The sequence below is a fragment of the Desulfitibacter alkalitolerans DSM 16504 genome, from assembly GCF_000620305.1.
Taxonomy (GTDB): Bacteria; Bacillota; DSM-16504; order Desulfitibacterales; family Desulfitibacteraceae; genus Desulfitibacter; species Desulfitibacter alkalitolerans.
In genome coordinates, this window is record NZ_JHVU01000024.1 from 25693 (window position 1) to 49821 (window position 24129).

The window sequence follows — 24129 nt, forward strand, 5'->3', positions numbered from 1 at the left end:
GCTTCTTTTATAACTTCTGCAGCATTAGTTTTTTCATGTGTTTCATTGGGCGTTTTATTGTGTTTTTTATCGGCTGTTTCCTTTTCTTCCCTTATCTCCTCTGAAACCTGCTCGCTTCTTTCAGGTATTTCAGGGGTTGGATCAGGAAGAATGGGTTCTAATTCTTCATGAGGTCTAGCAATTACATGGACGGATATTAGTTCACCTACCCGTGAGGCAGCGGCCGCACCAGCATCAGTTGCTGCCTTGACCGCTCCCACCTCACCACGCACCATTACAGTCACTAATCCGCCGCTTATTTTTTCCTTGCCAACCAAAGTAACATTTGCAGCTTTAACCATGGCATCTGCTGCCTCTATTGCTCCAACCAAACCCTTGGTTTCTATCATGCCAAGTGCTGATTGTGTCATATGCCCAACCCCTTTTAATCCTTAATATTTACTGCTCAACCCTTGGAAGGATCATTTCCACTTCGCCATGGGGCCTTGAAATTACGTGGACAGAAATGATCTTAATTTACTTCATTTTTGGTAAAATCATTTCAACGTCACTGTGTGGTCTTGGGATTACATGTACAGAAATAAGCTCTCCAACCCTTTGGGCAGCTGCAGCACCAGCATCAGTAGCAGCCTTGACAGCTCCAACATCTCCACGTACCATAACTGTTACCAACCCACCACCTACATGCTCTTTTCCTATCAATGTAACATTTGCCGCCTTTACCATAGCATCCGCAGCTTCTATTGCTCCTACTAAACCTTTTGTTTCTATCATTCCTAAAGCATTATTCATTGTAATTTCCTCCTTAGTTTTTGTTTATAATATAGAATACAGGAGTCAGGAGTCAGGAGTCAGTAGCCTTCTGAATTCTGTCTTCTGAATTCTGTCTTCTGAATTCTGCAGTTAAACCCAATTACTTTTCATATCCAGATAACTCAGCCCAGTTCGCTGGGTATGTTACAAAGAAAAACTTAACCTTATCAGGTGCTGAGAATGTTACTTTGGTATCTGCAGGGATAAAGAACACATCTCCTGCTGTCCCTGTGTACTTTTTCCCGTGAACGATAAATTCCAATGTTCCTTCAACTATATAATCTATTTCATCGTAGGTCAGATGCCAATCAAAGGTGGTATTTTCCATTGACATGAAGCCTGTTGCCATGTTGGGGCTTTCTTTAATACTTAAAATCTCTTTAATTTTCACATTATGGCTTGGATCACCTGTATTAAAGTTTTCTAGCACAACACTATTGCCCTTTACCAGTCTCAAACCACTAGGATCTGCTTCTTTAACCAGTTGAGGGGGTTTTGGAGATTGGTTGAGGCTTTTTATTACTTCTCCAACAATTTTTGCTATTAAAGCTGGATCTACAGCCCCTGATGCTTCTTGATTTACATTTTCTGTTATTTTTGTGGATATACCTGCTTCATTCCTTTGATGTTTTTCAGAGATTTTTTCTGGAGGAGCACCTACAACAATTTTGATACCACACTCACCTGCTGCATCCCTTGCTGCTGGAGTAACTATGGTGTTGGCGTCTATATACATTGTCTTTTTACCGCTGCCTGCAAATTGCCTAATTTCTGAAACTGTTATTAATGTTTTCAAAAATTTCACCTCCTGTCTTTCCTTTAATCATGTCTGCTACCTGTGTCCATTAGCCTCTTCTCTCTTCAAGGTATTTTGATAAAACAAAACTTGGCTTGCGCCATGCCCTTGAACTCAAGCAGAAGCTTTAGTTTTTATAGCAGCGTTTTTTTAAGGTTTTTGTGGGGTGAAGGTATAACTACCCTTTCCACAAGCATTCCCTTTTCTGATGCTGAAGCGGACCCAGCTTCAATAGATGCTTTTACAGAGCCAACATCTCCAGTGAGGGTTACAAAGGATTTTCCTCCAATGCCCATGGCAACCCTGATTTCTATTAATTCCACCTCTCCTGCCTTTGCAGCTATGTCAGCTGCTACAATGAGAGAGGCTATGGAAAATGTTTCTATTATGCCAATAGCACTAATTTCTTGTACTGATGTAGCGGCAGAAATAGCCTTTATTACCGAAGGATGTACATTTGGCAGGATAAATTCATCAACTACCGTTGTCGAGCCTGCATTTCTGCCTGCTGCTACTGCATTTTCAACTGCCGATACGTCTCCACATATGAGAACTATATATTTTCCTGGACAGATGGGTTTTGCCTCAAGGAGCTCTACTAGTGATGCTTTTATCATTGCATCAGCTGCTTCTATTCCCTTTGCTATACTTGTAAATTCCACTAAACCAATAGCCTGTATCATTATCTGTCACTTCCTTCCCCTGATGTAATGACTATGCTATCAGATATTTCTACAACAGTTCCGCTTATACTGGCATGTATATTTGCTCCTAGTGCATTATCAGGAATTTTTGCTATTAGACTGCCCCTTTGTACCCTTTGCCCCATTTTTACAACTGGGATAGATGGCGCTCCCACATGCTGGTGAAGCTTGATATACACCTTGTCAACTGTATATTCATTTTCACTTAGAGGTGCCTTTTTATCATATTGGGTAAGTCCAAGTCTGGATATTAACCTTTTTACTGGTATCTTCCTGTGGGGCTGTATATTTAAAACTGCCTGCTCTTTTGGCATTTCGGGCTTTAGGCCTTTTTTGCCCAGCTCTTTTTTCAGCATAGCATTCACCTTTCTAGGGGAAAGGTCCACAATACATGCATACTGCTCACAAACACCACACTCAGAGCAAACCATTGCCATTTTCAAGGCTTCTTCCTGCCCCTGTATGTGCTTTAGTGCCCTCATGATTTTGTGGGGTTCTAGTTTATGACCTAACAAATATCTTGGGCACAAGTCCGTACAAAATCTGCATTGTATACAGGCAGCATTGGATTCCCTGATGATTCTATCTATGGCTTTTTGTCGCTTTGTTATCAATGGATGGTCTTCTGGAAGCACTATTAGACCCTTTGTTGTCTTGGTAATGGGCTCAGCTAAATCCTCAACTATTTTGCCCATCATTGGCCCCCCGTCTATTACCTTCATACCCTTTAGATTCCCTGCTCCAGCCAGTGATAAAGCTGTATTAATTGGAGTTCCTATTGGCAGTTTAAGGGTAACAGGACTTGCTATTGCGCCAGTTACAGTAATATAAGTATCTACAACTGGCTGTCCTGCCAGTGCCCCTGCTACATTAATTAATGTTTCTACATTAGTTACCACACAGTCTACCTTTAAAGGTATTCCACCCTGGGGCACCAGTTTGCCTGTTGTTTCATAAACAGTAACATGTTCATCTCCAGCAGGATAGAAATCATCTAACACATTAAGTTTTATGGGTTTACCTGCAATTTCTCTTTGCAGGGTATTTATGGCCTCTTTATACTTGTCCTTTAGAGCTATTATCCCTTCTTGGGCTCCTGTTAACTCCATGACAGTTTTTAAGCCTTCAATCATCTCCTTGGCATTCCTGGCCATAAGCTGCTGATCCACCCTTAAAAGGGGCTCACACTCAGCACCATTTACCACAATGGTCCTTGCAGATGCTGATACCTTGACATGGGTAGGGAAGCCTGCTCCACCCGCGCCTACTACTCCCGCATCCTGAATCTTTTTAATAGTTTCTTCTCCCATGATTATCTCCCCGTTAGCTTTCCTTTTCTTCGTCAATGATACCTACAATCATTGCATCTATGGGTGAATTCTCAAGTCCCTCTACACGTCTAGCCGAGCTTCCTTCAGTTACCAGCACCCTTTCCCCAATACCGGCACCAATTAAATCAGCTGCCACTATTATTCTGCCATCCTCTTCCCTGGGCCTATCGTGGAGGTGAACTATCATTAATTTAACTCCTACAAGTGATTCATCTTTTCTAGTAGACCAGATACTGTTTATAACTGTTCCTATTTTCAATCTTTCACCCTCTTTCAGGACACACCGTCCTAGGTAATGGGATTCATCTCAATTTTGAAGTCTGCTTGACGTTCCAGCTATCTACCAGCTCATGTTTTTTGAACTTCCAGGGCAATCCCCAGGGGAGTTACTAACAGCGGGTTATCCGGTTTAATTACAGGAATCTCCAGCTCCTTTTCTATAACCTTTTCCATCCCCTCAAAACAGCTGGTTCCTCCAACTAAATAAACAGTATTCACGTTGTGTCCTTTAATGTGTCTCTGAACTATTGCGGCCACTTTTTCCACTACTGGCTTTACAATTGGGAATAGTTCCCCATGTCTTGCAAAGTCTCTTTTAAGCTCTTCGGCCTCCAAAAATGATATTTTATGGGACCCTGCTATGACCAGACTAAAATGGGTACCCCCAGTGGGTTCATCTGCAACATACACAACTTCTTTGTTTTTTAAAACCGCTATGCCTGTGGTTCCTCCTCCAATATCCACTACAGCTCCATTTTCAATTTTCAGTACATTATTTGCAGCAGTTGGTTCGTCAATCATGGATATAACTTCAAAACCAGCTGCCTCTGCTACATAACCAATGGCCCTCTGGTCTCCGCCAATTGTACCTGGCGGGTAGGCTGTTCCTGCTTCCAGGAGGTCATAACCCAGGGCACCTTCTAACCTTTTCTTAAGGTTTTTAACAATATCCACTGCTCCCATGTAATCAACCACAAGTCCGTCCTTGACCACCTGGGCAAACTGCATGGCACCTGCTACGGGCTCTCCCGCTTCATCCACTACAGCCAGGACAATATAGGCTGTTCCCAGGTCTACACCTGTAAAAAGCTTTTTCCCCTTAACTAAAGCTGGTTTATTAAAGGTATCCTGAAATTTTTTAATTAGATTATTTGCCTGGTTTAGTGATTCCACTAGCATCACTCCCATCCAAGGATATGCACCTATCCTATCTTGTAGTGACCTGATAGAAGCTGTGCCATAAAAATATAAATTAGGCTGCTAAAACGGTTAAGGGCCTGGAGAATATCTTCTCTATCCACCTGTGCATCACTATAAAAAGCATCTATAGCAGTTAGTTCCAGCTCCCTGGCCTGGGTTCTAAGATAGTTTAGCTGTACGACCAGTCGTCCATGACCAGCTTGTGGGGTGAAATGGTTAATATCATAATACTTTTTTACATAATGGGAGCGTTCCCGAATTTCCTGGGGAGACCAGCCTCGAAACTTTATTTGCGCAAGGGGCTCCTCTTTTACTTCTGCTCGCATCATCTGCCTTGAGTAATCAAGGAGGTCCTGTAGGTCTCTTGCTAATTCCTGATAACCTGCACCTTCAGCCTCTATTATGGCTGAAAGCAATAGCGCTTCAAAGGTATCAAGTTTTCCCCTGAATCTAATAACAGGGTGGGCTTTAGAGATCAGCTCTGTTCCCCTCAAGTGGGTCATATACTCTGGCTTCTCGTTGCCATTTCCTTTGTTTACCCCAGTGGACTTCTCTTTAACTGGCTTTTTATTCATTGAAGCCTGCTGCCCAGTAGTAACTTCAATCTTTCGCTCACTAAGAAACTGGGCAGCTGAGGGTGTCAGCCTGCATCCTTCTGGCAGCTTAAAGGAGGTAAATGGAGCCTTTTTGTATTCATCTCTAAGTTCAATCTCTGTTATTACCCTCACTTACATCAAACCTCCTCTTTAATTTACGGGGACAATTTTCCTCAAATTCAGAACATCTAGGCTGAAATGGCCTTGAAAATTAGCCACGAGAACCGTCCCCCTGGTCAGTCTTTTGGATTTCTGGCTACACTTAGCACAGCATCTCTAAAGGCCTCTGTTGCTGCTTTACATGCACTCTGGGATCCTGTAAGCAATCCGCCACCAAAGTTGGTTTCTCCTGGAGGCCCATACCATACAGCCATCCTTACATCTGCTGCCTTTAAGGCTGCATCCACTCCGTAGACTGATTCTAGCGGTGGAGCTATTAGGTAGGCCAGGGAGTCTCCTTCATTTATACCAGCAACCTTGGACAGGTATGAACCAGTTCTTGAGATACAGTGTGCGTAAAATGCTATTGTTCCTTCTTCATTGGCAGAGTAAAACCAGGCTTCATCTCTAATGCACATTGCGGCTGCTTCCAGGCCGGCCTTTACTTCTGCCGGATTTGGCCCTGCCAGGATGCCAATGAATTCTCCAGATAGGGGACCTGATGCATGGGCTGCTCCAGCGTAAAAACTCCTTGCATATACTACTTCTACTGCTGCTTTTTTAGTAGCTTCATCTATGGCAGTATAGCCAGCATCATCCACATTGCATGTAAACATCCCTATACTTCTTTGTTCTGGTGCAAGCTTTAAGTCCCTTTTCAGGTCCTCTGATACATTTGGTATGAATTTAACGGCCAAAATTTCCGGCTTTATTGGATCTAAGATACCCATTTTAATTAAAACCTCCTTTTAATGTGCTGTCTTTTCAAAAACCAGGGTCTTGACAACTACTGGTACTACCCTGCCTCCCATTACAGGTTTGCCTATATCTATATAGTCACCTTCGTCAACTTGTATCTGGTCTATACAAACCAGTTCATGCGACCCTTTAAGAATTATGCTTAAACACTGGCCCAAGACCTTTCCGCAATCTGCCTCAATAACCACAATGATAGGCTTCTGAAGAGTCAGATAGTCTTCCATTCCCCTTGCAATACCATGTGCCAATTCATTTATAGAATTAAATGACATGTCATAAGGCTCTTTTAATGATATGGCCAGGTTTTGCTCAGTCCTGTCTTGTATGGTTAACTTATGGACTTGACTTTTTAACAGCCTTGCCACATCTTCAGCTTTTTCCGGTACCCCTTCTGGAAAGGGTGATATTACTGTAATATTACGCATTGGCAGGGTGCCGCTATTGACGTGGATTGTGCTGCCGCTTATTTCCAAGGAATGTATTCCTGCTCCAATTACTGTAGCCCTTATTGTCTCTAAAGGCTTAACCAGGTCTATCCCAGCCTTTGCAAATGTTTCCCTGATGGCCCAACCAAGAACGGGTCCAATATCACCATATTTTGTAATGTCTGTTACTGATACTGGACGATAATCGTTATATACATAGTCAGCTACTCCACCCGAGATCATTACCTTTTCTATGGTATAATCAGTTTTGAGTGGTGGTGTCATCATTAATTTGTCTGCCAAACCTAGCATGTTCCTTTTTGTAATGGTTTCAAGTATGGCTTCTGCCATTTTTATGGCTATTTGGACAAGTTGGCTTTGTGTAATTCTATCCCCGACTCTCAATGGCAGGCTTAAATCATTTAGAATAAGCCTTGCAGGTTCAGCTATATAGGTTATTCGGTCACTATTTTTTTCTAGTTCTATAAGGTGGCCTCCAATATTGATACACGCCGTGTCTAGTGTTCTGCCGCCTTTGAAAACCCCAATATTTGAGGTGCCTCCCCCCACATCTATATTGGCTACTGTTTTGTGGTTTTCCTTGGAGTACTTTGCTGCCCCTGAACCCTTGCCTGCTAATATGGATTCCAGATTCACTCCCGCTGTGGCAACTACAAAGTCTCCTGCAAAACCAGCTGTAGCTTCCAAGATGCTTTTGGCATTTTCCTTTTTGGCTGTTTCCCCTGTGATAATTACTGCTCCAGTTTCAACCTCTTCCTTTTTTATCCCAGCCTGCCTGTATTCAGTCTCTATAATTTCCTTTACCCTCTGGGCATCTATTAGCTGGTGTTCATTTATGGGCGTAAAATGAATGCTGCTTCTATAGACTATTTCCTTGTCGGCTATCTCCATTTTGGGGATAACTGCTCCCGGAGAAGAGTTTTTAATAGTCAACCTGCTTATAACCAGTTGAGTTGTAGTGGTACCTATGTCTATTCCAACACTCGTGATTTTTTGTTGTCCAGTCTCTCCTATTTAAATCACCACCCTTGACGCTGCAGCTCCTTTGTTCAGGTTTCTTTGGGCAAAGGAGGCCACTAGTCTTTCAATGCCTTGTTCAGCTTGATGCCGCTGGCCTTCTTCTCAAGCATTTGTTTTACAAGGTCAACTATTTGTGCTCCCGCTTCTGCCGGTGGAGTTCCCCTTTTATGAATGTTTGAGATCATTGTTCTATCTGCTTCAACTGTCTTTTCAGTGGGTTTGTAGATTAGATATGCACTCATGCTTTCCGCTGTGCCAAGGCCAGGTCTTTCCCCTATTAGTTCTAATACTACTTCTGCATTTACAAGCATTCCTATCTGATCCATGACCCTAACCCTTCCATTCTTAACAAAGAAGGGGGTTCCTACTTTTATTCCTGCTGCTTTAAAACCCTGCATTAATGCTGGCAATATATCAGGTATATTTCTTTCAATGGCTGTTGAGCTTAACCCATCTACTGCAATTATCTGTACTTGAACATCCTTCTCGCACTTTTCCTTGATTATCTTTACTGCTTCATCTGACAGCTTCATCCCCAGATCAGGCTTGGTTAGAAATTCTTCTTTATCTGCCGCGGCACTAGCCACGCAGAAAAGATTCATTTTTTGCAAAAACTCTTCTGATACATCCATGAATACTGCATCTCTAGCTACTGCATGGTCTGCAAGGAATCTAATGAGTGAGTCTGTTTTTTGTCTTGTACCTGCTCTATATAATCCAATTCTAGCATTTGTTGATTTTTTCATTGCTTCCAGGGCTTCTGGGTTAGCTGGTTCTGGCACCCAATGTTTTGAAATATCTGGCAGTTCTATAACTTCATCTAATATTGGTTCTTTTGCCTTTTCATGTGCAGCTGCTTCTTTTGCCTTTTCTACAACCTCTGAGCCCTGTTTTCCTACTACACCTCTTTTGCTTAGTTCCTGCAGGACACTTTCTATGATTGCTTTTTCCATTTCAGTTGATACTGTCATCTATTTCACCTCCTGTTTATTTGTCAAATATTGATGGGTCACCGGCTTTTTTAGTCAATTTGCCGTTTTCCATGAGCCCCACTTTTTCTAACCATTTTTCAAATTCTGGCAATGGTCTTAATCCAAGTATTTCTCTTACAGTGGCATCATCATGGAAACTGGTATCCTGATAATTTAACATTACATCGTCTCCGCCTGGTACACCCATGAAGTAATATGCCCCTGCCATGGCACAAAGCATGGTTCCTATTTCCTGGTCATTTTGATCTGCCTTCATATGGTTTGTGTAGCATGGAGCTATGCCCATTGGCAGTCCATGGAGCTTGCCCATGAATAGGTCTTCCAGATCTGCTCTTACTACCTCGCGTCCATCATAAATTGTTTCTGGCCCTATAAATCCTGAGACGTTATTTACCATAAATGGTCGGTATTTTCTACCAAAACCATAGGTTCTTGCTTCCAAAGTCATTTCGTCCACACCGCAATGGGCATTTAAGGAAACCTCTGAACCTTGTCCTGTTTCAAAGTACATTACATTTGGTCCTGTCGCAGTACCTTGAAGTGTTGCCATTGCTAGAGCTTCGTCCAGAAGCGCTGCATCTACGCCAAAGGCTTCATTGGTTTTTTGTGTTCCTGCAATGCTCTGGAACAACAAGTCTACTGGTGCTCCCTTTTCCATGGCCTTCATCTGGGTTGACACATGAGCAAGAACACAGTTTTGTGTTGGTATCTCCCATTTTTCCATGAACTCTTTTACAGTTTTAAGCATATACGCTGTATTTTCTGCATTGTCTTCTACAGGGTTGATACCGATTACCGCATCTCCTGAACCAAAGGTTAATCCTTCCTTAATAGATGCCATGATCCCGTTCATGTCATCTGTTGGGTGATTTGGCTGATTTCTAAAAGCCAGGGTGCCAGGCACTCCTATTGTGGTGTTGCAGTGGGCATAGGGACGCATCTTTTTAGATGCATACACCAGGTCCATATTTGACATTAGTTTTGCAACCGCAGCAATCATTTCACTTGTTAGGCCACGGCTGATGTTTAATAAGTGTTCACCTGTAGTTCCGTGATCTAGTATATACTCCCTTAACTCTCCTACTGTCCACCCCTTTATTTTTTTGTAAATACTGGTGTTTAGGGTGTCATAAATTACCCTTGTTACTTCGTCCTCTTCATAAGGTATCACTGGATTTTCGTAAATGTCCTCTAATGTCATCCTGCTTAATACCAGTTTGGCTGCAACCCTTTCACTTGAGGACTCTGCTGCTATCCCTACTAATATGTCTCCTGATTTTTCTTCATTGGCTTTGGCCAATACTTCTTTGACTGTCTTAAATGTAAATATCTTGTTATAAATATTTGCCTTTAATTTCATTCAAAAGCCTCCCTTCTGAATACTGTTACCATTTAAGTGCTTTCTTTAATTCCCTTATTCCCTCTCCTGTTAAAGCAGATACAGGATATATTTGCCCAGCAAAACCTAATCCCTTTAAAATGCTTTGAGCTTTTTCCAGATCAGCTTCGGGGTGATCGGTTTTACTGATAACGCCAATACATTTTTTTGATTCAGGTCATTCAGCATGATTTTCTCCTGCGTGCCACCTGGGGCAGCCCTAAGATTTTTGGCATTTTTTCTATTAATAATTGCAAAATTCGTGCCACATTTTTAAAGCAGCCTGAGCTTAACGCACCTTCCCCAACAAGCTTCCCAAATAGCAGAAGCAGGAATTTTGAGTCATTATTGCCTCGACGAGTCATTTTTGACTTAAGGCTATTTGACTTTTATTGAGTCACTATGATTTACATGCCAATTCATGGAAGAAAGCCACCAGGTCTTCAGGAGAATTGGCAATGTAGTCTGGAGCAGCTTCTGTTAACCTGTCCTTGCCGTGCCACCCCCAGGCGGCACCTATGGTTTTTACGTGCGCCTCTTTGCCCTCATAAATGTCCCCTTTTGTGTCACCTATGAAGTAAGCATCCATATTGGCATATGCTCCCGTAAGATTCTTAATTTTTTTAATCTTGCTTTTTTCCTTATCTGCACCAAGGACCTCCTGAAAGGATTTGATGCCTTTGCTGTTTAAAACCTGAACTGCTGCTTCAGAAATATTAGATGTAATTATATAAATTTTATTAATAACCGCAAGCTCCTCTAAGCATTCCTTCATACCGGAGAATAACTGGATTTGGTGTAAATACTCTTTTTGCATGATTCCATAATCTGCTAGAATTTTATCAATAAGGTTTACTGTCAATCCCCTTTCAAGGAGACAGTTATAGACATTTCCTTCATAAAGGTTTAAAAGCTCCTCCCTGGTGCTTATACCTAGATACCCATTGTCACGGCATGCCAGGATAAAACATTTTGCATGGATTTCAAAGGAATCGACAATAACACCATCATAGTCAAACATAATCAAACCTGGTTTTTTCATACAACCCACCCTGCTCCTGGATTAATGTTTAAAACTCCCCTTCCCTCAAAAGAGCAAGGGGAGCTAGAATGCTCTTGAAACAATTTATTACTTGTTCCAACAAACATCTCCTGGCACTATACCTGGGAAATAAGCACGTATTTTTGCATCAAGCTCTGCTGAAAACTTTGAAGAAGTGTCTCCACTAAAGATTTTTTCAACCTCCTGCATTGCCCGGGTGTGGGTGTCAGGCTTGCCCTCATCCTCCCACTGGCTTCTCATGTCACGAGACGTTATCTTTGGCAAGTAAGCAATATTTCTCATATGCTTGACAGTATGTTCTTTATCCATATACATGCCAGCTGGTCCAACTTCTTTTATAAGATCCAGGCATAGGTTCTCCTCACTAAACTCCATGCCGCGTTTTATACGTTTGAGCATCATGGCAATCTCATTGTCAATAACTGCCTTGGCAAAATCAAAGGCTGTAAGGCTATCCAATAAACCGCCCATATTAAAAAGATCCACGCCAGCAAGAAGTCCAGCCGTAGTATTCATTCCTGTTTCATATCCTGATTGCGCATCATTGGAATGTGCATTAGTTAGTCCAATATAACCGCCAGATGGCACTCCATAGAACTGGGCCATTTGACTGTGGGCCATATGGAGCATGCCTGTCTCAATGGCACCTGGAGTGTAGTTTCCTGTGCGCATATCAGCCACTGTAGGCAGAGTCGCATATATAACTGGATTTCCAGGGCGAACCATCTGCAGCAATACACTTAATGCAAGAAACTCCGCATTGCCAACTGTGAGGGTTCCAACCATTGTCATGGGTGATGTCATGCCTGCATTTGGAACAATAGTTCCATAGATGGGCAGACCCATCTCTGCTAGATAGATTACAGCTTCGGTAGATTCCACATCCATGGTAAGGGGTGAAACCACGGGACAATAATGATGGTTTATAAAGGGACGTTCAAAATAGGCTTCCTTGCTGCCGGCTATCAGGTAACCTAACTCAAGAACCTGATAAAGGTCCTTCATGTCAGGAGTATTGCTCCTAACTGGTTTTTTGCAGTTTTTTAAAGCTGGATAGAAGCGGGACAAACTAAATTGACCTTTGGGTGCATCTGCTGCCAAGGTGGATATGGAAAACACATCAAATCCTGGAAGTTCATTAATCAGATATGCTATATTGGCAATATCAGTTGATGTTGCACGTCTCTCTTTGCCTGTATGGGGATCAATAATGTTAGGAGCTGAGCTGCCAGTAACCACCAGCGGCCTGTTATCAGGTATAGTCCTGTCAAATTCAGGTGCCCGGGCTGTAAAGGTATACCTGGGAACAAAGCCTTTTCTATATTCTTCAACTACCTTGGCCGGCATCTTTACAATTCCAGTTTCTTTATTGACCTCACATCCATGTTTTTCATAAATTTCTCGTGCTTTTTCATTGTGGACCAAAAGACCAACCTCTTCTAATATGTCAAGTGATGCGGAATGAACCCTTTCCACTTGTTCTTGTGTCAATAGCTTTGCAAATTGCATAATTAGCAGCCTTCCTTTCATGTTTATTTTGTCCTTATTTATTATTCTAGCAAATTTAATGCCATAATTCTGATATTACAAAAAATGCAAAATATTTAAAATAACTTGTAACTTGCAAAAAGACCAGAAGCTTCTGATCTTTTTTGCGTGATGTATAGAATTACTATTTTTTAGCTGCTTACAGACTTGGACAGCGGTTGCCAGCCAGATGGCAAGTATTCGAGTCTGCTAAAGCCATATTCGGTAATTTTAAACTTTACCACCAGCTCTCCTGCCTTATCAAAGAAAACCTCGGAATGTTCCAGCATGCCTACTGCTTTTAGTGATTGAAGGTGGGTACCAACCAGGTTTTTATTAAACTGACCTTCACCACCATATTCTTCCTTGAGAGCTTCCATAATTTCATCTAGTGAATGGCTCTTACTATCTGACAGAAAATGCAGTATTCTGTATCTCAATGGAAGTTTCTGACCCATCATCTCACACTCCTTCTAATTTTATTAAACATCTCGTCAATTTACTCTTCAATAATCCATTAAACCAAAATCGACTTGTTGTCTTTAAGTCAATTTCGACTTAAAGAAATGCTTGTTTTAAACTTTTCTTAGGTTTAATAGTTCTTTTGGGTTAGCTAATACAAGGATAGTACCAGTTGTAATTACAAGAGCTCCTACAACCAGGTTAGTAGTTATTACTATGTCAGTTAGGAAGTAACCAAATACAATTGCCCACAGGGCATAGGTCACATTAAAGGCCATGGCTCGGCCAACACCTGTCATATTAAGAGCTCTATACCAGGCCAGATAGGATACTGCACCCAAGAAACCTGCTAAAGCCATAAACTTCCATGCGTTTGTTGTAAATGCTTCAAAGAATAATATTGTTCCAGCAAGGACTGGTAATATAAGAACAAAGTATACAACAAAGGAGGTAGCCTGACGGATACCAATGGCTATATCAGGATCTGCCATGTCCATTCCATAAGTTGATAGCACACCTTCAATACCCCAACCCAGGGTAGCAAGCAGGGATAAGCCCATTCCAAGATAGAACAATGGATAAGCATCTCCTTCAGGAGGCACCCAGTTTACAATGATTGCTCCAAGAATACACATTGCTATACCAACATATACACGCGGAACAATCTTCTCCTTCAAAATAAATACTGCAGCAATAGCACCTACCGCCGGATACATGGCGGTGATTGCCAGGGCATATGAAGCACCTGCCAGCATAATACCTGCCGAATAACCAGTCATGGCTATTGGGCCGCCAAAGAGTGCTGCTAGACAAACAATCTTTCCAGGTCTGGTACGAAGTGTTCTCATATATTCCTTCCATCTTCCTGTAAACAGGTTGTACCAGAACAGCCAGAAGGCAGCAAATCCATCATGCATTGCAGCCGAAGCAACTGAAACAGCAATAATAACTTTCAAGACATCAGATTCAATTGCAAATGGTAAAAACATGAAGGCCATTCCCCAGATTACACCATCAAGTCCCCAAGTAGCACCAGAAATAATTCCCCAGAAAAGACCTTTTTTTGCGTGGCCAAGCTCATGCTGTTCAAGCATCCTCTTGGCATCAATTTGAGTTCTCATACTCTTCCCCCTTTTTCTATTAAATTATTTAAATGGTTTTAACCATTTCTGTAATATCCGCCAGATGTCGTTTAATATATCTCAAAAGCTTGATATGGTGACTCAGGTACACTCTATACTCAAATACATTAAGATTTTCTGGATCACCATAATATGCACTAACTGCCCAGTTAATCAGATATACATTGACTATTGAAAGCATATCAGGCAAGTACTTCAACTCAAGTTCATTTAACGGTTCCAATCCATTTAATTCTTTTAACTTATCCTGATAAGCCTTTAAAAATATAGAGCATTTGCTTAACAATAAACGCCCATCAGTTTCTTCATCCCAGGAGCTGCAGAAGTAAACCAGGGCCTCACAGACATCAAACAATCTTAAATCAATCTTGGCCCAGTCAAAGTCGAATATACCAACGGCTTTATTGTCCTGGTATTTAAGATTGCCTGGATGTATATCGCAGTGAATAGGGTTCATTGGCAGTTTTGCTGCATCTTCTGCAGGGATTAAGGTCATAACCCTATCGATCTCTTCTAAAATCTCGTCTAGATTTTTTTTATAATAATCATGAAATTTATTGTGCAATTCCATTTGCGCAAATTGTCTGTAAGTTTTAGGCAGGGTTGGGATAAAATCCATTATTTTAGGCTCGGCTCTTTCTAGTCCATGGGGATCAAAATTCTTGGTAGCATCATGCAAAACCGCTAGAACCTCAGCTGCACTTGCATATTCTTCATCATTTAGATTGGGAGTATCCCATGTATACTTGTCTTCACCTGACAGATACTCATAAATGGCGAAAAACCTTTCTATACTCTTACCGCCATTTTCTTCCAAGAGTTTCACATAGGTGCTTCCATCTTTAGTAGGTATCAGTCCCGCCGCAATATCCAGTCCATTTTCTTTAGCACAGCTTATTAATGCATGTTCAAATTTTACTTCATTTTCACCTATGCCCTTTTTATACTTTCTTATAAAGTATTCTTGCCTTTGTCCATCCTTATGGGCATAAATACCAAAGCTTTTGTTTACATAGCCTCCAAAAATTTCGTAGGCATCTTCAATGGTGCCAATATCATAATGATTTTTGACAATATCATGTATCTGATTTCTCACCAGGGTTATTTCCATTGTTTCATACAAGTTTTCAGCAAATTCCTTTAACTGTGCACTCTGCGCCAACATAGCGGAGGCTTTTTTTGTGTCTATTTCTTTTAAATGCATCATCCTGCTGGTATCCATAGTAGTCCTCCCTTACATATAGATCTTTTTAAGTAACACCATGAAAATTATTCTAACTATTTGTCAATAATTTAAAGTTTATGTCAGTTACTATCTCCCCTTCCTATAAATAAGTACCTGCGTATGATACAAATTTACCAGTTTGTAAAATATTTTAAAAAATTCAGTAATTATAAATTGTTGCAATATTGGTGCCAAGGATTAGTTGATTAAACGATGGTTGAAAATCCTTAATAATTTTTAAAACAGGCCCATTATATTAAGTCTATTTTGACTGAATAAGTCCTAAATGACTTGCAAAAAGTATAATTTTATTAAGATTGCAAATTATCTAATAAGATTTTTTTAAGTGAATTTGAATTTGCTGCTTGCTTATAATAAGAAATTATAAATATAAAACTTTTTGTAATTTTTTTAAACATATATGGATTTTCGGCATGAAAATTGCTTTTATAATTTAATTATTATTACATCCCAGAACCTATCATAAAGGGGGCTAGTTCATGGTTTATTTCTTAGCAGCGTTTGTATTTCTTTGAGATGATTAATTATAAAACTATTGCGGTATTATTTCAATAAATTTAAATTTTTAATTATATTTTATTTTAATTAATTAAGGAGGCTAAAAAGATGCAGGAACAAATTATTTTAGATTCATCCATGAAATTAGATCACGTGGGTAGAATTCTATCCATGATCAGCAAGGTGCCTTATTTTACAGAAAAAAATGCCAGGGTAAGTCAAATAGAATATTTGCTTGGGGGATTAACAAACAGCAATTACAAAGTAACAATTGATGGTAAAGCTTATGCTATTCGTGTTGCAGGTGATGGTACAACTGAATATTTAAATCGTCCCGCCGAAAAGCATAATGCGTCTTTAATGTCTGACATGGACATTAATGCAAAAATTTTCTATTATGATGAAACTACTGGAAATCAGATATGCAGCTTTATTGAAGGCAAGACCATGCATATTCCTGACTTTCAGGATGAGAAAGCCCTTAAAATGGCAGCCCAAATTTTTAAAAAATACCATTATTCCGGCCTGGAATTTATGGATCACTTTGACCCAATTAGGATCACAGATGAATATAATGCTCTCCTTGCCAAAAAAGACTTTAAAGAATTCTTTGAAGGATTTGACAAGGTACGAGAAAAATTCGAAGCAATCAAGGAGGCCTTTGAAAAAAATCCTCCAAAGCTAGCCCCCTGCCACAATGATCCACTGCCAGAAAACTACATTTTAAATGGAGAAAAGATGTATCTAATTGACTGGGAATACTCAGGAATGTGCGACCCATCCTTTGACCTTGCGGCTTTGATAATCGAAAACAATTTAACTCCAGAACTAGAAAAGGTGTTTTTAGAAGAGTATTTCGGCGGCGAGCTGACAATGAAGCAATACGGTCAGGTAGTTATCAACAAGTTCCTCTGTGATGCTCTCTGGTCAATCTGGGCACTATTACAAATTGCCACCGGCAAGCCATACGAAGATTACTGGCCATACGGATTGAACAGGTTCCATAGGGCATTAGGCTTTATGAATGATGAAAACTTCGATAATTATATAGAGGCAATTAAAGGCTAAGGCTAAGTCTAAAACAACTTAAGTAAAACACCATAATTAAGGGGGACCAGATGGTCCCCCCCTTGTTCTTTAAGTTCTACTTCTTTTCCCTGGCCTTAATTTCTGCCGTTTCTGCTTCAGCTTCTGCCAATATATCCTTCAAGCCCTTTTGAATGTGCTCTGGCAGCGCTTCTGGCTTAAAGTTTTCAAGAATGTCTATGGCGGCTTCATAGGATCTTTCAACAATATCCTTACCGCCCCTTTCCTCCCATACTTCACGGGTATTTCTGTCAATTAACTTGGTTTTTGATAATTCTCTAAAGTTCTTATAAGTATGTTCGTGACTGATGAATTCGCCAGCGGGTCCTACCTCTGCAACTACATCAACAGCCATCTTCTCATCACTTATAGGAATTCCCTTCACAGTATGCAGGAGCATCTCAGCCATTTCATTCTGCATTAACAGCTGAGCATAGTCCCAGGTCAATCCACCCTCAAGCATACCTAAACCATATATCATGTTGGCACCTGCCAACGCTGGTAAGAGCGCGGTTAGGGTAAACTCGTGAGCTGCCTGGGCATCAGGCACTTTGCTATCACACTATCCACCTGCAACCCAGCTTGGAATCTTGTAGAATTGAGCCAGCTTTGCTACCGCAGCACTAAATAGGGCCAGTTCAGGTGTTCCTACTGCTGAAATAGTTGTTCTTAAGTCAATCATGGTTGTAGATGTACCATAAACCATGGGATATCCACGTTTAACCTGCTGAGCAAGGACAAACATGCTAAGGACTTCAGCATTATGAGTTACTAACACGCTGCCCAGGTTAACACACGCAGTACCGCCAGCCAGGCCCATTGCGTTGATTTTTGCAGGCAGGCCTAATTCAATGGCTTGCAGAAGTGAATCTACAGCATGTTCTGAATGGAGCAGGGGACTAATGGGATCAGTACTTGTGGAAAATAGAGGTCTCTGTCTAAACTTATCCTCACCGCCTGCCACCAAGGCTCCCATTTTAAAGGCAGCACGAATGTTTTCAGGTCTGTTCATTCCAATATAAGCATGCTTTGTACAATTATTTAAAAAGGCTTCCACAACGTATACTTGACCTACATCAGGGTCCACCTCTTCTGGGACCAGGCACCTTTCATAAACAACAATGTTATCTAATGCTTCACATACTCTGGCAGAATCCCATACATCCTCCTTGGTAGGCTTTCTAAGTTGTCTCGTATAGGGATCTATTAGTTTAACAGCTTCACCAAAGTTAACAAAGCCTGTTCTATTTGATTCACAATACCAGTCATTTTTGGGGTTTCTCCCGCAAGCCCTAAAAGTGCTTGGCACTGAATGGATTGCGTCCTCTACCAGGTGTGCGGGAATTTTAACAATTTTTGTATCCTTATCTACTACACACCCGCTGCTGTAGAATATTTCTCTTGCCTTTGCACTATCAACCCTGACCCCAACATTCCAGAGAACATCTAAGGTAGCCAGGTGAATGTCATACAGCTCATCATCAGTAAACATTTTCAGGCCTAGTCCATTGAGCTTATGGGAACCGGCATTTAAACCTCTTACCAAAATATTCACCTCCAAATTTTTTTACACTTTATTTATACCCTTAAGTATAAATATAAGAATTAAGAGTTATCCAGACACCTCCCTTGTATTTTACTAAGGTTTCATATCATACGCAGTTGCCATAATAATTTGCAATTTCTATGCCATAAAAAAGATAATGCCCGGTATAAAGCCCGGACATGCTTATCTTATTTAAAGATAAAATTTATTTTGCATTCTTTGCAATCTATCTAATCCATCCTTTTTATTAAAAATTTAAGTCAGAAATGATTTGCTTGTTTTAATATTATTTATTATTGCAATATTTCCTTATTAATCTGCTGGCCTTGCTCTGGCTAATTCCCAGGGCCCTTGCCACTGCATAAGAGCTGCCTAGATCCTTATATGCATTTTCCACTAGACGCTTTTCTACTTCTGATACAGCATCATCTAAAGGCATGTGGGTTGTGGTAAATGTTATCAAAGATTCTGACTTGGAATTAAATTGGAAGGTTTTGGGAAGGTGGCATACATCTATCACTTCCTCTTGAATCATAACCACCAATCTCTCTATGGTGTTTTCCAGTTCCCTGACATTTCCAGGCCATGAATACTGTATCAAGACATCCAGTGCTTCCTGGGTAATGGCATGGGACATGTTATATTTATCATTGAACTTGTTTAAAAAGAATTTTACAAGGGGTACTATATCGTCTGTCCTTTCTCTTAACGGTGGTATGTCTATCTCAAAAATATTTATTCTATAAAACAGGTCCTCTCTGAACTCACCCTTGTTCACCATCTTTTGTAAATTGCTATTAGTTGCAGCAATTATCCTGCAGTTGACCTGCTTTTCCTCCCGTCCCCCTACCTGAAAATACTGTTTTTCCTGTAAAGCCTGCAGGAGCTTGGCCTGTAGTCTTAAAGGTATTTCACCTATTTCATCTAAAAACAGGGTGCCCCCGTTAGCAAGCTCAATTAACCCAATTTTCCCCTTTTCACTGGCACCGGTAAATGAACCGCCTGAATAGCCAAATAATTCTGCCTCCATTAGTTCTGAGGGAATGGCAGCACAATTGATTGCTATAAAGGGTCCGTCACTTTGACTGCTGTTTTTATGGATAAATTTAGCCAGGACCCCCTTGCCTGTGCCAGATTCTCCCAGAAGAAGGACAGTTGAGTTAATTCTTGCAATTCTTTGTGCAAGTTCAAGAATATTCCTCATTTTTTTACTATGGCAGACAAACCCTGGTGTTTCTATTTCTTTCTTGCGTAATTCCTCTACTTCCAGTTTGTATCTTTTAAGAAGCTGTTTGCTCATCTCCAGTTCGTGCTTGATGCCATCTGTTTCAGTAATGTCCCGGGAGTTCTCAATTATAAATTCTATATTGCCGTTTTCATCGAATATTGGCGTGGCGGTAGTTAACAGGGTTTTTCCAAGGCAAGTCTTCTGCTCCAGGGTAATACTCTGATTCTTTTTAAAAACCAGGGGACTTACCCTTGGACTCCAGTATTTTCTTTCCCCAATCTCCTTGGAGCTTTTTCCAATTATGTCAGATTGCTTTACACCATAATGCTTCTCACAGGCTTTATTAACATAGATTACCGTTCCCTCTGCATCAGTAACATATATCTCATCATGGGAATTATCCAAAATCTTTTTAAGGGTGTCAAAATCAAGTTGATCAAAATCAACTTGTGCAGTCTTTTTCTTTTCACCATGTGCCATATATAATACCCCCTGGGACTTTATTGCCTGAAAATTTTGTCGTTTTTTGCAGTAATTATTACTTCGCTATTGTTCTCCTTTCTCCTTCATTTAAAGTTAGAACATTTTGGGCACAGGCCTTTAAGAAAAAGCTCCTGCTTCTCAATAATATAACCAATTTTTAATGGTATTTTGTCTGGCACCTTAACTTCGTCAATACATTCAGTGATGCCACAACTCCTGCATGTAAAATGGGGATGGCCATGACCTTCCTTCTTTTCATTGCCAAGGGCAAACCGCCACACCCTGTCCCCACTTTCTACTTTATGAATAATTCCAGCTTCAACAAAGGTTTCCAGTGTCCTATATATGCTAACATAATTTAGCTTGACCCTTGACATTTTTTTCATGATTTCCTGCTGTGTCATGGGATTTTTTGCTTCAAGAAAAATATTGAGCATGGCAATTCTACCTGGTGTTTTTTTCAGGCCAACGCCATCTAGTATTTTCATGGCAGCTGTATCGTCCAATCATTTCACCTTCTTATCCATTTCTTGAAATATGTCGCCAAGTTCTCTTTCTGCTTCCTCAAGAACAATGGGTATATTCAAGTTGTAGCCTTTGTCCTTCAGTCTTGAAAAAAGCTCCACGAGAATTGGAGGCTCAAGATTTGCTTTTTTTATCATATCAACATTATTAAGGATTTCTCTGGGGGTTCCCCTGCTTTGTATTTTACCCTCATTAATGAGATATACGGTGTCGGCAATATAGGGTACCAGGTTCATATTATGGGTAGTAATAATCAAGGTCATGGAGTAGTCATTATTTAACTTGTTTAGCAAACACACCATTTCCCATTTTGATTTTGCATCTAACGAATCAAAAGGCTCGTCCATAACCAAAAGCCTTGGCATGGTCACAATTGCCCCTGCCAGGGCTACCTTTTTCTTCTGCCCTCCACTAAGATAATGGGGTATTTTATTTAACAGATCTTCTATCTTTAGTTCCCTGGCTATAGCATTAACCCTTGCATCAATTTCTATCCTGGGCAGTCTTTCATTACGCAGGGAAAAGGCAATATCATCATACACCCTTGGACCTATTATCTGCTCATCAACATTTTGAAAAACCACACCAATGTTTTTTCGTAAAATGCTAAAATCTTTATGAGGCTGCAGTTCCATTACCTCCACAGAACCCTCCAGGGGTTTAAGCAGGCCAAGAATATGTGCCAGCAAAGTTGTCTTGCCAGCACCATTAGCCCCTAATACCACTACTCTCTCGCAATTGTGAACTATAAAATCCAATCCGCATAGGCTTACCTCTGTTTTATCAGGATAAACATGCCTCAAACACCGGACCTTTACCAGGGGTTCCATGGCATCACCGTCCCTATCAAAATGAAAATTCCTAGTCCGACAATTATTATATCATTACTATTAAATTGGAACCACTCTACTTCCACATGAATATATCCATTAAACCCCCTCAATGAAAATATTTTATGCATCCTATCGCCCATTTCAAAGGAATGAATTATGAGAGCACCAATCATCTGGGACACATTTCTAAAATTATACAGAAGGGCCAAGGGGCTGTAACCACCCCTTAGCTTGATACTTTTAAAAAGATTCTCTGCTTTTTCAAGGAGTATAAATACTGCCCTGTAAGTAAAAAAGAAAATATCAACAAGTATTCTGGGCAAAACTACTGATAAGCATGCAAAGATATCTACATAAGGGGTAGTGCTTATTAAAAGAATCATGGTTAAAGCAGCCCCTACTGCTTTTAAAATCACAGTCAAGCCGGCAAATACAGAATCCTGGAATTTTATTAAAGCAAAAAGCAGACTAAAAAATGCTGGGTATAATGCCAGGTGCAGCACCTTTAACAGTGGGACTTTAGCCAACACAAACATTACTAGAAGAACTGCTATTAAAAAAATGAGTATGCCTGGTTTATTTGCAGATATAATGGCAGACAGCATTAAAATAGTAAAAATCAGTTTTGATGTTACGCCTGATTTATGAAGGAAGCTCTGTCCAGTATTTGCAAGAAGATCCATTTCAGCCAGGTGCATATTGAAAACCTCGCATTAATTTGATATTTGTGATATTTCTGTATCAAAAATCATGTCAGGTCTCACAGCTGCAAAATATCTTACTATTAGAGTTGTCACAAGGGTTTCTAACATTATGCCTGCCAATAATATGGCAAAAACAGCGCTCCAGCCAGTAATATTTAAAAAATGTATCTCTGCTGTTTTCTCTGCCAGGGTCTGTACTGTTTCTGCATCTCCAGCACCATCCGTATCTATATGAGTATTAGCTTCACTGGCATAATTTTCATCATGTTCATGATGGTCATGATGGCCATGATAGCCATCATGGTCGTGATGATCATAGCTGCACTCCGGGTGAGGTAAAGCTTCGGCTACTCCAACAGTAGCGCTGACTACAGCAACCATTAAACCTACTGAGATTAAAAGAGCAATGACTGTAGCAATGATTACCCTGGGTACTATTGCCAGGTTTTTCAATAATATTCTAAATAAATAAGCTCCAATTAAAACTTCTGTTCCCATTAGCAGGGTATTCAAACCTACTACAGTGATGCCTCCATGTCCAAAAAAAGCAAGAATCATGTTAACCACAAAAGCAACCATAAATCCCAGTCCGGGCCCAAGGAGGATTCCACATAGTACTGCTAGACTAAAATGTAAAGGAATAAACCCCAGGGGAATGGCCATTGTAATAAGCATAATAGCCGCCATGATCCCCGCCAGAGGCACTTTTTTCCTTGCTTCATCCATGTTCATTTTCCTGCTTAGCACAAATATTATGACAATTGCTAATAAATAGCTTGAAACCCACAGCACTGGATGGAGCACACCATCTGGAATATGTATGTGGCTCAAAAAAAATCACCCCTTAAAGTATATTTTTGACAACAAAGAAAGGCTTGTAAATGCAACTTAGTTGCATCTTTGATTTCAATATACAGCCTTCCTCCAAACCTGTCAATAAATATTATGCAGGGGTTAAATAAGTATTACTTAAAACAGCTTGTATTATGATAAATAGCCCTTTCTCCTCCTATTAGTTTAGGCCTTGTTCTTGCCAGGGTTAAATGGGCTTCTCCTATACTTTTTAGTTCTATCCGTACTGGAACGGCCACTTTTTTTAAATGCATTCCTATAAAAGTATCCCCAATGTCCAAACCTGCATGGGCTGCAATGGTTTCTACCACAACTGGCTGTGCAAATCTTTCCATGGCTGCTGCCGCCAACGAGCCTCCAGCTTTTTCATGGGGGTAAACACAAACTATTTCCAAATTGTATTTGGCAGCACACCTCTCTTCCACAACTAAAGCCCTATTTAAATGCTCACAGCATTGTACTGCCATAAAAAGTTCTTTTTCTAGAACTGTTGGCAGCAAACCATCCATAATTGCCCCGGCAGTCTGCAGGTTAGAAGAAGAGCCAATTTTTTTGCCAGCAACCTCACTGGTACTGCATCCTATAACAACTATATCACCTGGCTTTAAATGGGCAGCCCTTAATAAACCTTGGATTGCTTCCTGGGCTTGTCTGGTATACAGGTTCAAATTTTCCATAACAATCACCCCAAATATTAACTTGCTTCTATTATATCCTGGTTATTATCTCTTTTCCAAGTA

At 40.5% G+C, this 24129-nt stretch carries 24 protein-coding genes and 2 pseudogenes; 1 reads left to right on the plus strand and 25 read right to left on the minus strand.

Features of this window, described 5'->3' with window-relative positions:
- Positions 1 to 143: 143 nt before the first annotated feature.
- From K364_RS27180 to K364_RS0102485, 18 genes and pseudogenes are all read right to left on the minus strand, one after another.
- Positions 144 to 410 (minus strand): annotated as a pseudogene (locus K364_RS27180) (BMC domain-containing protein); the annotation flags it as partial.
- Positions 411 to 516: 106 nt separating this feature from the next.
- Entirely contained in the window at positions 517 to 792 is a 276-nt protein-coding gene (gene eutM, locus K364_RS0102405) for an ethanolamine utilization microcompartment protein EutM (protein WP_035267638.1), read from the minus strand.
- Between the two features lie 121 nt (positions 793 to 913).
- Positions 914 to 1609 (minus strand): cupin domain-containing protein, encoded by a 696-nt coding sequence (locus tag K364_RS0102410; RefSeq protein WP_028306687.1) that lies wholly within the window; start codon positions 1607 to 1609, stop codon positions 914 to 916.
- 134 nt (positions 1610 to 1743) lie between these two features.
- Positions 1744 to 2292 (minus strand): BMC domain-containing protein, encoded by a 549-nt coding sequence (locus K364_RS0102415; protein ID WP_035267640.1) that lies wholly within the window; start codon positions 2290 to 2292, stop codon positions 1744 to 1746.
- A complete protein-coding gene (locus K364_RS0102420) occupies positions 2292 to 3623 on the minus strand; it encodes a 4Fe-4S dicluster domain-containing protein (protein ID WP_028306689.1) in 1332 nt (443 codons plus the stop codon). The genes K364_RS0102415 and K364_RS0102420 overlap by 1 nt, the downstream gene beginning before the upstream one ends.
- 13 nt (positions 3624 to 3636) lie before the next feature.
- On the minus strand, positions 3637 to 3903 hold the full coding sequence (locus K364_RS0102425) for a EutN/CcmL family microcompartment protein (protein ID WP_028306690.1): 267 nt from the start codon (positions 3901 to 3903) through the stop codon (positions 3637 to 3639).
- Positions 3904 to 3992: 89 nt separating this feature from the next.
- Complete coding sequence (gene eutJ, locus K364_RS0102430; RefSeq protein WP_084295464.1) at positions 3993 to 4823, minus strand: ethanolamine utilization protein EutJ; 831 nt, start codon at positions 4821 to 4823, stop codon at positions 3993 to 3995.
- Positions 4824 to 4846: 23 nt separating this feature from the next.
- Entirely contained in the window at positions 4847 to 5572 is a 726-nt protein-coding gene (locus K364_RS0102435) for a hypothetical protein (RefSeq protein WP_028306692.1), read from the minus strand.
- 104 nt (positions 5573 to 5676) lie between these two features.
- On the minus strand, positions 5677 to 6330 hold the full coding sequence (gene eutL, locus K364_RS0102440) for an ethanolamine utilization microcompartment protein EutL (protein WP_028306693.1): 654 nt from the start codon (positions 6328 to 6330) through the stop codon (positions 5677 to 5679).
- A gap of 18 nt (positions 6331 to 6348) precedes the next feature.
- A complete protein-coding gene (locus K364_RS0102445) occupies positions 6349 to 7818 on the minus strand; it encodes an ethanolamine ammonia-lyase reactivating factor EutA (protein ID WP_028306694.1) in 1470 nt (489 codons plus the stop codon).
- Positions 7819 to 7880: 62 nt separating this feature from the next.
- Positions 7881 to 8795: an ethanolamine ammonia-lyase subunit EutC gene (gene eutC / locus K364_RS0102450; protein WP_028306695.1), complete on the minus strand. Its 915-nt coding sequence runs from the start codon at positions 8793 to 8795 to the stop codon at positions 7881 to 7883.
- Between the two features lie 16 nt (positions 8796 to 8811).
- Positions 8812 to 10176: an ethanolamine ammonia-lyase subunit EutB gene (locus K364_RS0102455; RefSeq protein WP_028306696.1), complete on the minus strand. Its 1365-nt coding sequence runs from the start codon at positions 10174 to 10176 to the stop codon at positions 8812 to 8814.
- Between the two features lie 25 nt (positions 10177 to 10201).
- On the minus strand, positions 10202 to 10354 hold the full coding sequence (locus K364_RS27775; protein WP_084295465.1) for a EutP/PduV family microcompartment system protein: 153 nt from the start codon (positions 10352 to 10354) through the stop codon (positions 10202 to 10204).
- A gap of 240 nt (positions 10355 to 10594) precedes the next feature.
- Entirely contained in the window at positions 10595 to 11236 is a 642-nt protein-coding gene (locus K364_RS0102465) for an HAD family hydrolase (protein ID WP_035267643.1), read from the minus strand.
- Positions 11237 to 11323: 87 nt separating this feature from the next.
- Positions 11324 to 12766, minus strand: coding sequence for a trimethylamine methyltransferase family protein (locus K364_RS0102470; protein ID WP_035267646.1), 1443 nt, complete (start codon positions 12764 to 12766; stop codon positions 11324 to 11326).
- A 170-nt stretch (positions 12767 to 12936) separates the two neighbouring features.
- On the minus strand, positions 12937 to 13242 hold the full coding sequence (locus tag K364_RS0102475) for a hypothetical protein (RefSeq protein ID WP_028306699.1): 306 nt from the start codon (positions 13240 to 13242) through the stop codon (positions 12937 to 12939).
- 117 nt (positions 13243 to 13359) lie between these two features.
- A complete protein-coding gene (locus tag K364_RS0102480) occupies positions 13360 to 14367 on the minus strand; it encodes a DMT family transporter (protein WP_028306700.1) in 1008 nt (335 codons plus the stop codon).
- Positions 14368 to 14395: 28 nt separating this feature from the next.
- Complete coding sequence (locus K364_RS0102485; RefSeq protein WP_028306701.1) at positions 14396 to 15610, minus strand: phosphotransferase; 1215 nt, start codon at positions 15608 to 15610, stop codon at positions 14396 to 14398.
- Positions 15611 to 16240: 630 nt separating this feature from the next.
- Between K364_RS0102485 and K364_RS0102490 the strand changes: the two genes are divergently transcribed.
- Positions 16241 to 17200, plus strand: coding sequence for a choline/ethanolamine kinase family protein (locus tag K364_RS0102490; protein WP_028306702.1), 960 nt, complete (start codon positions 16241 to 16243; stop codon positions 17198 to 17200).
- 76 nt (positions 17201 to 17276) lie between these two features.
- Here the strand turns inward: K364_RS0102490 and mttB are convergent.
- From mttB to K364_RS0102530, 7 genes and pseudogenes are all read right to left on the minus strand, one after another.
- Positions 17277 to 18710 (minus strand): annotated as a pseudogene (gene mttB / locus K364_RS27185) ([trimethylamine--corrinoid protein] Co-methyltransferase).
- Between the two features lie 340 nt (positions 18711 to 19050).
- A complete protein-coding gene (locus K364_RS0102505; protein WP_028306705.1) occupies positions 19051 to 20472 on the minus strand; it encodes a sigma-54 interaction domain-containing protein in 1422 nt (473 codons plus the stop codon).
- Between the two features lie 86 nt (positions 20473 to 20558).
- Entirely contained in the window at positions 20559 to 20981 is a 423-nt protein-coding gene (locus K364_RS0102510; protein ID WP_028306706.1) for a Fur family transcriptional regulator, read from the minus strand.
- Positions 20982 to 21830 (minus strand): energy-coupling factor ABC transporter ATP-binding protein, encoded by an 849-nt coding sequence (locus K364_RS0102515; protein ID WP_028306707.1) that lies wholly within the window; start codon positions 21828 to 21830, stop codon positions 20982 to 20984.
- The gene (locus tag K364_RS0102520; RefSeq protein WP_028306708.1) at positions 21815 to 22531 is read right to left on the minus strand and encodes an energy-coupling factor transporter transmembrane component T family protein; all 717 of its coding nucleotides are present in this window, start codon (positions 22529 to 22531) and stop codon (positions 21815 to 21817) included. The genes K364_RS0102515 and K364_RS0102520 overlap by 16 nt, the downstream gene beginning before the upstream one ends.
- Positions 22532 to 22546: 15 nt before the next feature.
- On the minus strand, positions 22547 to 23368 hold the full coding sequence (locus tag K364_RS0102525) for an energy-coupling factor ABC transporter permease (RefSeq protein WP_028306709.1): 822 nt from the start codon (positions 23366 to 23368) through the stop codon (positions 22547 to 22549).
- A gap of 134 nt (positions 23369 to 23502) precedes the next feature.
- Positions 23503 to 24066: a TIGR01440 family protein gene (locus K364_RS0102530; RefSeq protein ID WP_028306710.1), complete on the minus strand. Its 564-nt coding sequence runs from the start codon at positions 24064 to 24066 to the stop codon at positions 23503 to 23505.
- Between the last annotated feature and the right edge of the window lie 63 nt (positions 24067 to 24129).